This window comes from Cloacibacterium sp. DMC96, from assembly GCF_056313765.1.
Window position 1 is genome coordinate 1189607 of the sequence record NZ_JBQUZQ010000001.1, and the last position, 13124, is coordinate 1202730.

At 33.6% G+C, this 13124-nt stretch carries 11 protein-coding genes; 1 reads left to right on the forward strand and 10 read right to left on the reverse strand.

Annotation, left to right across the window (positions count from 1 at the left end):
* The first annotated feature begins 18 nt into the window (after window positions 1-18).
* Window positions 19-978, forward strand: coding sequence for a tetratricopeptide repeat protein (locus tag ACT53I_RS05295; protein WP_476078766.1), 960 nt, complete (start codon window positions 19-21; stop codon window positions 976-978).
* 33 nt (window positions 979-1011) lie between these two features.
* Here ACT53I_RS05295 and ACT53I_RS05300 read toward each other — a convergent pair whose 3' ends face one another.
* The 10 genes from ACT53I_RS05300 to ACT53I_RS05345 form a co-directional block, all read right to left on the reverse strand.
* Window positions 1012-2364: a DEAD/DEAH box helicase gene (locus ACT53I_RS05300; RefSeq protein ID WP_476078767.1), complete on the reverse strand. Its 1353-nt coding sequence runs from the start codon at window positions 2362-2364 to the stop codon at window positions 1012-1014.
* 30 nt (window positions 2365-2394) lie between these two features.
* The gene (locus tag ACT53I_RS05305) at window positions 2395-3528 is read right to left on the reverse strand and encodes a porin (RefSeq protein WP_476078768.1); all 1134 of its coding nucleotides are present in this window, start codon (window positions 3526-3528) and stop codon (window positions 2395-2397) included.
* Window positions 3529-3637: 109 nt separating this feature from the next.
* Entirely contained in the window at window positions 3638-4144 is a 507-nt protein-coding gene (locus tag ACT53I_RS05310; protein ID WP_476078769.1) for a hypothetical protein, read from the reverse strand.
* A gap of 67 nt (window positions 4145-4211) precedes the next feature.
* Entirely contained in the window at window positions 4212-5741 is a 1530-nt protein-coding gene (gene guaA / locus ACT53I_RS05315; protein WP_476078770.1) for a glutamine-hydrolyzing GMP synthase, read from the reverse strand.
* A gap of 218 nt (window positions 5742-5959) precedes the next feature.
* Window positions 5960-7198 (reverse strand): phosphoribosylamine--glycine ligase, encoded by a 1239-nt coding sequence (gene purD, locus ACT53I_RS05320; RefSeq protein ID WP_374451102.1) that lies wholly within the window; start codon window positions 7196-7198, stop codon window positions 5960-5962.
* A 195-nt stretch (window positions 7199-7393) separates the two neighbouring features.
* The gene (purH, locus tag ACT53I_RS05325; RefSeq protein WP_476078771.1) at window positions 7394-8908 is read right to left on the reverse strand and encodes a bifunctional phosphoribosylaminoimidazolecarboxamide formyltransferase/IMP cyclohydrolase; all 1515 of its coding nucleotides are present in this window, start codon (window positions 8906-8908) and stop codon (window positions 7394-7396) included.
* A gap of 64 nt (window positions 8909-8972) precedes the next feature.
* Window positions 8973-9545 carry a phosphoribosylglycinamide formyltransferase gene (gene purN, locus ACT53I_RS05330; protein WP_476078772.1) on the reverse strand — a complete coding sequence of 191 codons (573 nt, stop codon included), beginning with the start codon at window positions 9543-9545 and terminating at the stop codon, window positions 8973-8975.
* A gap of 69 nt (window positions 9546-9614) precedes the next feature.
* Window positions 9615-10604 (reverse strand): phosphoribosylformylglycinamidine cyclo-ligase, encoded by a 990-nt coding sequence (gene purM / locus ACT53I_RS05335; RefSeq protein ID WP_476078773.1) that lies wholly within the window; start codon window positions 10602-10604, stop codon window positions 9615-9617.
* A gap of 325 nt (window positions 10605-10929) precedes the next feature.
* The gene (locus tag ACT53I_RS05340; protein WP_476078774.1) at window positions 10930-11652 is read right to left on the reverse strand and encodes a pirin family protein; all 723 of its coding nucleotides are present in this window, start codon (window positions 11650-11652) and stop codon (window positions 10930-10932) included.
* A 123-nt stretch (window positions 11653-11775) separates the two neighbouring features.
* Window positions 11776-13098, reverse strand: coding sequence for an MFS transporter (locus tag ACT53I_RS05345; protein WP_104793774.1), 1323 nt, complete (start codon window positions 13096-13098; stop codon window positions 11776-11778).
* Window positions 13099-13124: the final 26 nt, after the last annotated feature.

The window sequence follows — 13124 nt, forward strand, 5'->3', positions numbered from 1 at the left end:
CTTTAAAAACCAATAACCATGAAAAAACTAATGATTTTCCTTTTTTCAGTGATTTCCATTTCTATTTTTTCTCAAGAGAAAGTGACTAAAGAAGATGTTAATAAAATCATTGAAAGCATTAAAAAAGAAATTGCCGACAAAACTTGTAAATGCATTGATTCTGTAAAAGATGAAGTCATTAACCGTAAAAGAAAAGAAAATATTGAAGGAATCAACGGCTGCGTAAAAGAATATACTGGAGCGTATATGCTAGGTAAAAAATTAGCAGCAGTAGATAAAACCAAAGACAGCAATATCAACATTAACTTTGACGAAAAATCCCAGGATTACCTAGATTCAAAAAGAGAATTAGAAGATTATTTGATGGCAAATTGCGAATCTCTGAAATTCGTCTTAGCGACTAATGATAGAGAAAATGAAAATTCGCTTTCTCAAAATCCAAAAGCTAGAGATTATTATACAAAAGGTGTAAATCAATCTAACAATAAAAACTATGCAAAAGCATTAGAATATTTTCTTTTAGCAGTAAAAGAAGACAGCAATTTTCCTTTTGCATGGGATAATTTAGGATATTGCTACAGACAATTAGGAGAATATGACAAAGCGATAGAAGCTTATAAAAAATCTATCGAATTAGACCCAAATCATTCATTTCCTATTCAAAATTTGGCTGTTGCATACACCTACAAAAAAGAATATCAAAAAGCTATTGACACCTTTGAACTTCTCAAAAAATTAGACTCCGAAAATCCTGAAATCTATTATGGAATTGGTCAAATTTACTTTCAGTATTTAAAAGAATATGAAAAAAGTCTAGATTATATGTGTAAAGCTTTTAATCTTTATATCAAAAATAACTCTCCTTATCGTGCAGATGCAGAAAACATCATCAGATACAATTTTACAGAGATGAAAAAACTTGGCAAGGAAGACAAATTTTATGAAATTTTAAAAGCCAATAACATTAATACAAAATAAAAAACCGCTCCGAAATTCGGAGCGGTATTTGTTTTATTTCTTTTTTCTCTTCGCAATAGATTTTGCCTTTGCTTGAGCTCTGTTCCCTGGTTTGGTTTTGGGTGGTTTTCTTTTGCTTGGTCCGCCAAGATTAACTTTTTTATTTTTATCTTTTTTCTCGTGGAAAGCAGAACCTGGTTCAATTTTTTTATACTGAACAGGATTTTTCATCACTACAACTTCTTTTTCTGACGCGATTTTCACCTCAGAAACCTTCACTTCTTCTGGAAACTCTACTCTTTTCACTTCCTTGTTCATAAACATTTCTAGTTCTATGAAACGTTCTTCTTCTTTTGGTGTGTAAAAAGAAATCGCAATTCCGTCTTTATCTGCTCTACCTGTTCTACCAATTCTGTGAATATATTGCTCCTGAATTTCTGGAATTTCAAAGTTAAAAACGTGAGAAACATCCGGAATATCAAGACCTCTCGCCATAACATCAGTGGTAATAATTCCTCTCAATTCATTGTCTGAGAAAGATTTCATGGTTCTCAATCTGAAATTCTGAGATTTATTCGAGTGAATCACCCCAAATTCTCCCGGAAATTCTTCGTCTATTTTATTAAAAATTAAATCGGCGTGTCTCTTATTATTGGCAAAAATTAAAATTTTTTCAAATTCATCTTGCGTTCTTAATAAGTGAACCAATAGATTTAATTTGGTATTAAAATTCTTTACCGGAATAGCAGATTGAGCTATTTTTTCGAGTGGAGTTCCGCTTCTTGCTAAAGAAATTTCCTGTGGATTTTTGAAATATTCGTCTAGCATGGCATCTACATCATCCGTCATCGTTGCAGAGAAAAGAATGTTCTGTCTGCGCTCACTCATCATCGTGAAAATATCTTCTAACTGTCTTCTGAAACCCAATGAAAGCATCTCATCAAACTCATCGATAATCAGTTTTTTTAGATCTTTCAAGTTCAAAACTGCATCTTTCATCAAATCCATTACTCTTCCCGGAGTTCCCACCAAAATATCTACACCTTCGTAAACCAAAAGTTTCTGAGTATTGATATTTACCCCTCCATAAACGCCTAAAACTCTTGTTGACATATCTTCTGTCAGTTTTTCTAAAACTTCGGCAACTTGCACCACCAATTCACGTGTAGGAACAAGGATAAGTACAGTTGGACTTCCGTTTTTATTGTATTTCCAAGTTTTAAGAACTGGAAGAAGATAAGCTAATGTTTTACCGGTTCCGGTTTGTGCAATTCCCATTACATCTTTTCCAGACATAATTGGCGAAAAAGATTTCAGCTGAATAGGTGTTGGCTCAGAAATTCCTAATTTTTCTAAAGCGCTGTTGAGTTGTTTTGGCAAATCAAAATCTGCAAATGATACTTTCATTTGGCAAAAATACGATTTTTAAATTTGAGGTTAAAATCTTGCCTGAACTTGTACGAACATTGTAGTATGATCATACTCTGAAGTCAGCGGAACATTTTTTTTGTAATCATCTATCATGGCTCCAATTTGCAAACAAGCAAAATATTGGTCGGCGAATTCTAATGTAAGCATCGGCGTAAAAGTAGTTCTTACATTGCCTTCTAATTGATAGTTAGGATTTAGATATTCATATCGGTTAGAGAATTCTATGCTTCTTAGTCTTGGTGAATTTAGATTATATCGAATAATAGGATTGATATAAAAACTTCTGAATCTAAAATCTTTCAGCTCTGGTTTTGGCGAAAGCTTAGAAACTCCAAATTCTGAAAAATTGTTTCCTTCTTTGTATTCAGAGATGATTTCTAGATTCCATTTTGGATTGATAGTAAAGGTTTTTTCTACATCTGCCCCGATTACATTTCCTGATTGATTGATGTAACTGCCAATTCCTCCATTCACTCCAATTTTTAAATTATCTTTAAAATCCTTTTCTAATCTGGCATAAACGTGTTTGCTTTGGTCATTATCGATTTCAGAACCACGAGAATTTCCATTAGTAGCTCCAATGTAATATTTCAAAGGATTTTTAGCATTATTGACATCACCATAAACAGCAATTCCGGTTTGGAAACTTTGCCAACCGTTTTTTCCCAATAAATAATAACCATTTGAAAAATCTACAGATTTGATAAACTCACTCGGAATTTCGTCTTCTATCCCAAAATACGGACGGAACTGCCCTAATTGAATTTTGAGATGCTTATTATGAGAATATCTTACAAAAGCTTGTTCTAGTACTTTTCCGGTAAGGTTACTGCTGTTAAACTCCGCAAAATTAAGCATCATTCCCAAGTCAAAACGGTCATTAATTTTAGATTTTAATAAAAATCTTGCTCTTCTTACGTTAAAACTATTGGATACTAATTTCTGTTGGTCTGCTATATTTACACCGTTCACATCTACATTTTCTGTGAGAGAAACCAAATATCTGGTCTGCAACAAACCGCTAAAACTGGTGTTTCTTAAGATTTTAGAATAGTTAGAAATGGTGTCTTTTTTAGAATCATTTTGCGCAAAAACCACCAAACTGAACAATACAAAACTGAATAAAAGAATTTTCTTCATCTTCATTAATTTTAAACAATCATTTAAATTTGAAGTTGCAAAATTATCATTCAGAAAGGACTAAATTATGCTAAGCAGAGAATAATTTAAGAAAATAAGACAAATATCATTATTTGAGTTTCACAGATTTGGTTTCTACTTTGATTTCATCATTTTTCCAAACACTTGAAGTAATTCTTACGAATCCTTTTTTCAGAGGATCTTTTTCAATCGGAAATTTATTTTCTTCCCACTGCGAACAATGCGTAGGAATTGGTTTTACCAAGGATTTCGATTCATTATTTTTAAAAGTGTAGACATAAAAAGAATGCCAACAACTGGTACACCAATTCGGATAAAATCCTATTTCATCTGCGCCATCATTGTTTAAATCTTTCAGGTTATATAAATCACCGTTTTTAGCATTTTTGATGGTAATCGGTTTAATTTTTTCATCGGAAAAATGAATGGTAGTAATACAATTTCCTTCGCATTCATCACTACAATCTGAAACCGTAGCGTATGCAAATTCTTTTTTGCCATCTCCGTTAAAATCTCCTTCTATCTTCACTTCAGAAGTTTGTGAAAACAAGAAATTAACCATCAGAAAAAACGAAATAGAAGCTGTTTTTTTCATAATCATTTGTGTTTTGTGTATTTCAAAAATAAAAAAAATCTTTCATTAATATGAAAGATTTTAAAATTTATTCCCACTCAATCGTTGCTGGTGGTTTACTCGAAATATCATAAACCACTCTATTGATTCCTTTCACTTCATTGATAATTCTGTTCGATACATTTTCTAAAAATTCCCAAGGAAAATGGCTGAAAGTTGCCGTCATGAAATCTGTAGTATTCGCAGAGCGAACTACAGCGGTGTATTCATACGTTCTTTCGTCTCCCATTACTCCAACAGATTTTACGGGAAGTAACACCACAAAAGCCTGAGAAACCTTTTCATACAAATTATTTTTATACAATTCTTCTATGAAAATATCATCTGCTTCTTGTAAAATCTTCACTTTTTCGGCATCTACTTCTCCTAAAACTCTGATTCCTAAACCTGGTCCTGGAAATGGATGTCTGTACACCAAATGATGCGGAATTCCTAATTCTTCGCCTACTTTTCTTACTTCGTCTTTAAATAATTCACGAAGCGGTTCTAGAAGTTGAAGTTTCATTTCTTCTGGTAATCCTCCCACATTGTGGTGAGATTTTATCACTGCAGAAGGTCCTTTTACCGATTGAGATTCGATAACATCTGGATAAATGGTTCCTTGAGCTAAAAATTTAGCGCCTTCAAATTTGTGAGATTCTTCATCGAAAACGGCCACAAATTCTCTACCGATGATTTTTCGTTTTTCTTCTGGGTCTGAAACTCCAGCTAATTTTGACAAAAATCTTTCTGAAGCATCTACCATATCAATATTCATATTGAAATGTTCTCCGTAATTTTCCATTACTTTTTTGCCTTCATCTTTACGCAAAAGCCCAGTATCTACGAAAATACATTGCAACTGATCACCAATAGCTTTATGAATGAGAACCGCAGCTACCGATGAATCTACACCACCAGAAAGCCCAAGAATGACCTTGTCATTTCCTACTTTTTCACGGATTTCTGCAACGGTTTTTTCGATATAATTGGTGAGTTTCCAATTTTTTTCGGCTTTACAAATATGGAAAACGAAGTTTTCGAGCATTTTAGCTCCAAATTCACTGTGCGAAACTTCTGGATGGAACTGAACGCAATAAATATTTTTCTTTTCGTTAAAAATCCCTGAAATTACTCCAGACTTCGCTGAAATTTCAAAATTATCTGGCAAAGTTTCTACTTCATCAAAATGGCTCATCCAAACGGTAGAAAATCTACTTACTCCTGTAAAAAGCGGATTAGATTTCGTGATTTCTAGAGTTGCTTTTCCGTATTCTCCTTTTTCACCTTTTTTTACGTTTCCGCCCAAAAGATGTGCTGTGAGTTGCATTCCGTAGCAAATTCCCAAAACTGGAATTCCCAATTCGAATAATTCTTTTTCTACCAAATGTGCATCTGGAGAATTTACAGAACTCGGACCTCCAGAAAGGATAATTCCCGCAGGATTTTTGGATTTTATTTCTTCTAAAGAGGTATTAAAAGGTAGAATTTCCGAATACACTTCCATTTCGCGTATTCTCCTACCAATCAATTGGTTATATTGTGAACCGAAGTCCAAAATGATGATTCCTTTATTCATTTTATTTAATTGAAAGTTAAAAATTGAGTCAAAACTCAATCTTAAATTTTACAAAATTTACTTTTTATTTCTAAGCGTAACTAGCCCTGATTGAAGCATTTGTCTGAGCTCTTTTTAGAAATTTCTAGATGAATTTATAAGGCAAAAATTTCTAAAAAAGCGAGTGCGGAAAGCAGGATTAGCTCCTAAAAAAATTGAGGGAAAATTCCCTCATTTTATTAAAATTTTCCGATATCTTCTCTGTAAAATGCGTAGTCGAAATGAAGCGTTTTAGCATCTTCATAGACTTTTTCGCGTGCTTCTTCGTAAGTATCGCCAGTTGCAACCACATTAAGTACTCTACCTGAATTGGTGACTACTTTTCCTGCAATTTGCTCTGCTCCAGCAAAGAGAACATTGCTGTGTTTTACCTTATCTAAACCTTGGATTTCGTAACCGATTTCAAAATTCCCAGGATAACCGCCAGAGCACATCACGAGACAAATCGCCTTCTTGTCTGAAAACTGTAAATCTAAATCTTTTCCTTCGATACAGTCATGGATAACATCTAACAAATTATTCTCTAAAAGTGCCATGATTACTTGCGTTTCTGGATCGCCAAATCTCATGTTATATTCTAACAAATAACATTGATTATCTTGTACCAAAACGCCAAAAAATATAATCCCTACAAAATCAAGTGCTTTGTCTTTAATTCCTTTAACGGTAGGTTCTAAAATATTTTTATTAAAATCTGCTAAATGCTCTGCCGTAAATTCTGGACTTGGAGCTACAGTTCCCATTCCACCAGTATTTGCGCCAGTATTTCCGTTTCCTACTTTTTTATAATCTTTGGCAGAAACACATGGAAAAGCTTTTTCGCCATTCCAAAAAGCAATAATGGACGCTTCGAAACCTTGCAAAAACTCTTCAATGACAACTTTTATTCCAGCATCTCCATAAATTCTTTCTATCATGAATTGGTGCAAAGTGTGATGCGCAGTTTCTTTGTCTTCACAAATCACTACTCCTTTTCCGCTTGCTAAACCACTTGCTTTAATCACCAAAGGATAAGAATGATTTTGGATATATTGGTCTGCTTCTACATAAGAATCAAAAATAGCAGCTTTGGCTGTTCTGATGCCATAATCTTGCATAAATTTTTTAGAAAAAGCCTTGCTTCCTTCTAAATCTGCGGCACGTTTTGTTGGTCCAAAAATTTTGAGATTATGTTTCTGAAATTCGTCTACAATACCATTAACTAAAGGTAATTCTGGACCTACGAATGTGAAATCTATTTTTTCTCTAAGAGCAAAATCTCTTAACTCTGCTACACTCTCATAAGGCAAGTTTTTACCTAAATTTTCTGTTGTAGCATTGCCTTTTGCAAAAAACATTTGACTGATTCTTTTGTCTTCTGATAATTTTTTTGCAATAGCAGATTCTCTACCTCCGTTTCCTATTATTAATACTTTCATATGTAGCTATTTATTGTTTTTCAAAGGTCATATGCAATCGCTGAATAATTATTAAGGTCTGTTATTGCTAATCATAGCGATTTCATATGATACTTGGTTTCTTACAAATTTACGAAATCCTATGAACGATTTGTTATAAAATTTCTATAAAATTTGCGATATACATATTTTTTAGTTGCTAAAAAATTGATTTGATTAATGCAGGAAATGTCTCATTCCTGTGAACATCATTGGAATTTTATGTTCATTTGCAGCTGCAATAGAATCTTCATCTTTTACAGAACCTCCTGGTTGAACAATCGCTGTAATTCCTTCTTTAGCACAGAAATCTACCACATCTCTGAAAGGGAAAAATGCATCTGAAGCGAGAACTAAATCGCCACTAAATTTTTCCTTAGCTCTAGAAATCGCTTGTTCTGTAGCCCAAATTCTATTGACTTGTCCACCTCCGATTCCGAAAGCTTGAATTCCGTTTGAAACTACTATAGCGTTAGATTTCACATATTTTACCACTCTTTGAGCAAATAAAAGTGCTTTTTCTTGCTGTTCTGTTGGTTGGATTTCTGTAACTACTTTAAAATCTGTAGAAAATTGGTCATCTACATCTTGAACCAAAATTCCACCATCTATTTTCACCCAAGTTTTTTTGTCTGAAACTGGATTTTTGATTTTTATAATTCTAAGATTTTTCTTTTTTCTCAAAATTTCTAGCGCCTCTTCATCAAAATCAGTTGCCATTACAATTTCAAGGAAAGTTTTGTTGAGTTCTTCCGCAGTTGCAGCATCTACTTTATAATTCATTCCGATGATTCCCCCGAAAATAGAAATCGGGTCGCATTCGAAAGTTTTGGTATACGTTTCTAAAGCAGAATTTCCGATGGCAACTCCACAAGGTGTAGAATGTTTTACGGCACAACAAGCCATTTCATCTTTAAATTCATTCACCACTTTCCAGCATAAATCCATATCCCTCAAATTATTGAAAGACAGCTCTTTACCTCCTAAAATTTCGAAATCTTTCATCGCACCGTTTTCAGTAGTAGAAACGTAATACGCTGCCGATTGATGAGGATTTTCGCCGTATCTTAAATCAGAAACTTTTTGGTAAGAAGCCTGTAAATATTCAGGATATTCTTCATTCAACAACATTTGAGAAATTGCAGCATCATAAGCAGAAGTTAAGTTGAAAACTTTACCTGCCAATTTTTTACGGGTTTCTAAAGTAGTATCGCCATATTCTGAAATCTCTTGTTGAACTTTTGCGTAATCTTCCACATCGGTAACTACAGTCACAGAAGCGAAATTTTTAGCTGCAGAACGAAGCATTGATGGTCCACCAATATCGATAAATTCTACTTTTTCTTCTAAAGAAATTTCTTTATTTACATTCTCGAAAAACGGATAAAGGTTTACAATCACCATATCAATCAGCTCTATTCCGTGTTCCTGAACGGTTTTCATGTGTTCTTCGTTATCACGAACCGCAAGAAGTCCACCATGAACTTTTGGATGAAGGGTTTTTACTCTTCCGTCTAACATTTCAGGAAAATTGGTCACTTCATCAATCTGAATTGGGTTAAGTCCCGCTTCTTTAAGATGTTTGAAGGTTCCACCCGTAGAAATGAGTTCGTAATTTTTAGATTCTAAAAATTTGGCAAAATCAATAAGATTGCTTTTGTTGGAGACACTGATTAATGCTCGTTTTTTCATTTTTATTTATACTTTTTTTATTAAATCCTTGGAATGAATTCCAATTCTGCAAAATCGGTCGTTCCTATGGAACTCTTTTATTTAAAACCAAATCAATCGCTTTCGGAAAAATCTCGTACTCGATTTGATGAACTTTCTGTGCTAAAGTTTCTGGAGTTTCATTTTCTGCAATTTCAAATTTCCCTTGAAGAATAATTTCGCCTTCATCAATTCCAGAAGTCACAAAATGAACGGTTGCACCACTTTCTTTTTCTTGGGCTGCAATTACCGCTTCGTGAACGTGATGTCCCCACATTCCTTTTCCACCGAATTTTGGCAATAAGGCAGGATGAATATTGATGATTTTTCCGTTGTATTTTTCACAAAATTCTTTGCTCAGAATCGATAGAAAACCAGCTAATACAATCAAATCTGTATTTTCGGGCAAAAGTTTTTCTAAATTTTCAGAGAAATCTTTTCCTCTTTTGATAAGTTGATTCGGAATGTGATGATTTTCGGCTCTTTCTAAAGCATAACAATCTCTGTCCGCTACCACTAAACTGACTTTAGCATTTGGAATTTCTCCATTATCAATACAATCAATGATTCGCTGTAAATTGCTACCAGAACCCGAAACTAAAACTGTAATATTTTTCATGTTAGATTTCAGATTTCAGATTTCAGATTTCAGATTTTTGTCTGATATCTCTTATCTAAAATCTCGTTTCTATATTAATTGAATTTTCTCTTCGTTTTCTACTATTTCGCCTACTAAATAAGCGTCTTCGATTAAAGAAAGTGCTTTTTCGGCAAGGCTTTCATCTACTACTATAACCATTCCTACTCCCATGTTAAAAGTACCAAACATCTCCATTCTTTCGATGTTTCCACGTTTTTCTAATTCTAACATTACGTTTGGAATTTGGATTTTAGAAGTGTCAATTTTCGCACATAATCCATTCGGAATAATTCTTGGAACGTTTTCGATTAAACCGCCACCTGTAATATGAGCAATTCCTGAAATTTCTACATTTTCTTTCAGTTTAAAAACGTCTTTGTAATAGAGTTTGGTAGGAACTAAAAGTGTTTCATATAAAGGTTTCCCTTCGAATTCTTCTTCAAAATTCGGGAAAATTTTTCTTACCAATGAAAAACCATTGCTGTGAAAACCAGAACTTGGTAAAGCGATGATTTTATCACCCGTTTTTATTTTAGAACCATCAATAATTTGGTCTTTTTCTACAATTCCTACGCAGAAACCAGCCACATCATAATCTCCTGGTTGATACATTCCTGGCATTTCTGCAGTTTCTCCACCAATTAATGCGCACTCATTGTCTTTGCAAGCATTTACCATTCCTAGAACAATTTCTGCTGCTACATCTGCATCTAGTTTTCCACAAGCTAAATAATCTAAGAAAAATAGAGGTTTTGCACCATGACACAGAATATCATTGGCACACATCGCGAAACAATCTACACCAATAGAATCATATTTTTTGGTATCTAATGCAATTTTTAATTTGGTTCCTACTCCATCAGTTCCAGAAACCAAAACAGGATTTTTATAGCCACCAATTTCATAGAAAGCTCCAAAACTTCCTAGATTGTTCAGTACATTTTTATTGTGCGTTTCGGCAACAGCAGATTTTATTTTGTCTACGGTTTTATAGCCTTCTTCTTTGTCTACGCCAGCTGATTTATACGTATTATTCATTTTTCTTTTTGGTTTTTTTCTGAATGACTTGCAGGACTTTCACCTGCAAGATTCAGGTTTTTACTAGATTTATTTCAAACTGCAAACGCATTGAAAATCAAAAATAAACGATATAAAAAAAGCCGACAATCGTTCTGATTATCGGCCTCAATTATTTTGCTGCGTATTTTAGCTTCCCAATTTCTTGGAATGTACAAGAGCTAAAATGTTGCGATTTAATATTCAATTTGTTTGGAATTTGATTTCGCAAAATTATATTTTTTATTGACAAAAAGCAACAGAAAAAATATTTTTTCTTCATTGCTCTTCAATTTTAACTTAATTTTTAGATTTTAGGCAATTCCATTGGAACTTCAATCAATAAAATTTCAGAATCCTTATCTATTTCTAAATCAAAATGTTCCGTTTCTGTAATTCCTAAAGCATCTCTTTGTCCAAGAATAGTTTCGCCTATTTTTACACTTCCTGAAATAACGAAAACGTAAACTCCATTTCCTTCTTTTTTGACTTGATAAGTTCTAGAAGATTTTTCGGTGAAATTTCCTAAGTGAAACCAAGCGTCTTGGTGAATCCAACTTCCTTCATCATTAGGATTAGGAGAAACAATCTGTTGAAATTCATTATCAATGGCATTGTCAGAAATTTTCAATTGGTCATATCTTGGTTCTACTCCCATTTTATTAGGAATGACCCAAATTTGCAATAAAGTTACGGGTTGTTCTTTACTTCCGTTAAATTCACTGTGTTGAATTCCTGTTCCTGCACTCATTACCTGAATTTCGCCTTTTTTAATTGCTCCAAAATTCCCCATAGAATCGCGGTGATGCAACTCTCCACTTAATGGAATAGTCACAATTTCCATATTTGCATGTGGATGCATCCCAAAACCCATTCCTTTTTCTACAAAATCGTCATTTAGAACTCTTAAATTCCCGAAATGCACTTTGTCTGGATTGTAATAATTTGCAAAAGAAAAACTGTGATTGGCAACTAACCAACCATGATTTTGAAATCCTCTTTCGCTTGCTTTATGTAATATTGTTTTCATACTTAAATATTTATCAATTTTATACTGCAAAGTTAGCCTAATCAAAAGCAGAAGTCATTGATGTAAGATAATAAAAAAATCCACCAAAATTTGGTGGATTTTGAAGTGAATATTCTGAGAAGATTATTCTTTAATGACTAAAAGTGCTGCAATCCCTGCAACTGCCATAGAAACACCTGCTAAAGCAACCATGTTAATAGCTGTTCCACCTAAAGCAGAAAGTAAAACTCCACCTAATAAACCAGCAGCAATTTGTGGAATAGTAATGGTAGCATTAAAAATTCCCATGTAAACTCCTGTTTGTTTTGCTGGAAGTTTAGAAGATAAAATGGCATAAGGCAATGCTAAAATAGCTGCCCAAGCTATACCTACTCCAATCATTGGTAAGAATAATAGGTTTTTGTCTTTGATAAACAAAATAGATAACAAACCAAGACCACCTAAAATTAAAGAAACAACATAAACATTTCTTCTTCCGTATTTATTTGCTAATGGAGTAATCACTAAAGAGAATAAAGCGGCAAAAACACTATAAGCAGCAAAGATTACACCTGTCCAGTTTCCTGCTTCGTTGAAAGCATTAGAGGTAGCATCTGTAGTTCCCCAAATATTTTGAGCAATTCCTTGTGTAGTGTAAACCCACATTAAAAATAATGCAAACCATGAAAAAAACTGTGTAACAGCCAATTGTTTCATGGCGTTTGGTACATTTTTAATCAAAGTAAAGAAACTTACTTTTTCTGGATTTTCGTTTTCTTTTTCTTCTAAATTATTATATTTCGCATATTCTTCTGGTGGATATTCTTTCGTTCTAAAAGAAGTCCATAAAACAGAAGCCAATAAAACCGCTCCACCAATATAGAAAGACCAAATTACCGTAGGTGCTACTTTTTGACCAGCTTCTGGTTCGTTTGCAATTCCCCACCATGTTAATAAAAATGGTAAAAGTGAACCGAAAACTGCTCCTACATTAATTAAAAAACTTTGGATAGAATATCCTTTATTTCTTTGAGATTCGTCTACCATATCACTTACCAAAGCACGGAATGGTTGCATGGTAACGTTAAAAGAAACGTCCATGAAAAGCAACATCATAGCACCAAAGAAAACGGCAGGAAATAATTGTGCAAAATGCTCTGAGTTCGGCATAAAAAACATAGCCAATGCAGAAACAATTGCTCCACCTAAAATAAATGGAATTCTACGACCTAATCTCGTCCAAGTTTTATCACTAGAAAGACCTACAATGGGTTGTACAAAAAGTCCTGCAAGAGGAGCTGCTAGCCAAAAATAACTTAAATGATGTACATCTGCACCGATTGCCGAAAGAATTCTACTGGTATTCGCGTTCTGAAGAGAATAGCCAATTTGCACTCCCAAAAAACCAAAACTTATGTTCCAGATTTGCCAGAAAGACAAGAGTGGTTTTTTCTGTGTATTACTCATATACTATAGTTTTTATTTGTTTTTAA

What these genes read in the sequence shown, in the direction of transcription:
- ACT53I_RS05295 (WP_476078766.1), top strand. Translation starts at nt 19, where the DNA reads ATGAAAAAACTAATGATTTTCCTTTTTTCAGTGATTTCCATTTCTATT.
- ACT53I_RS05300 (WP_476078767.1), bottom strand. Translation starts at nt 2,364, where the DNA reads ATGAAAGTATCATTTGCAGATTTTGATTTGCCAAAACAACTCAACAGC.
- ACT53I_RS05305 (WP_476078768.1), bottom strand. Translation starts at nt 3,528, where the DNA reads ATGAAGAAAATTCTTTTATTCAGTTTTGTATTGTTCAGTTTGGTGGTT.
- ACT53I_RS05310 (WP_476078769.1), bottom strand. Translation starts at nt 4,144, where the DNA reads ATGAAAAAAACAGCTTCTATTTCGTTTTTTCTGATGGTTAATTTCTTG.
- guaA (WP_476078770.1), bottom strand. Translation starts at nt 5,741, where the DNA reads ATGAATAAAGGAATCATCATTTTGGACTTCGGTTCACAATATAACCAA.
- purD (WP_374451102.1), bottom strand. Translation starts at nt 7,198, where the DNA reads ATGAAAGTATTAATAATAGGAAACGGAGGTAGAGAATCTGCTATTGCA.
- purH (WP_476078771.1), bottom strand. Translation starts at nt 8,908, where the DNA reads ATGAAAAAACGAGCATTAATCAGTGTCTCCAACAAAAGCAATCTTATT.
- purN (WP_476078772.1), bottom strand. Translation starts at nt 9,545, where the DNA reads ATGAAAAATATTACAGTTTTAGTTTCGGGTTCTGGTAGCAATTTACAG.
- purM (WP_476078773.1), bottom strand. Translation starts at nt 10,604, where the DNA reads ATGAATAATACGTATAAATCAGCTGGCGTAGACAAAGAAGAAGGCTAT.
- ACT53I_RS05340 (WP_476078774.1), bottom strand. Translation starts at nt 11,652, where the DNA reads ATGAAAACAATATTACATAAAGCAAGCGAAAGAGGATTTCAAAATCAT.
- ACT53I_RS05345 (WP_104793774.1), bottom strand. Translation starts at nt 13,098, where the DNA reads ATGAGTAATACACAGAAAAAACCACTCTTGTCTTTCTGGCAAATCTGG.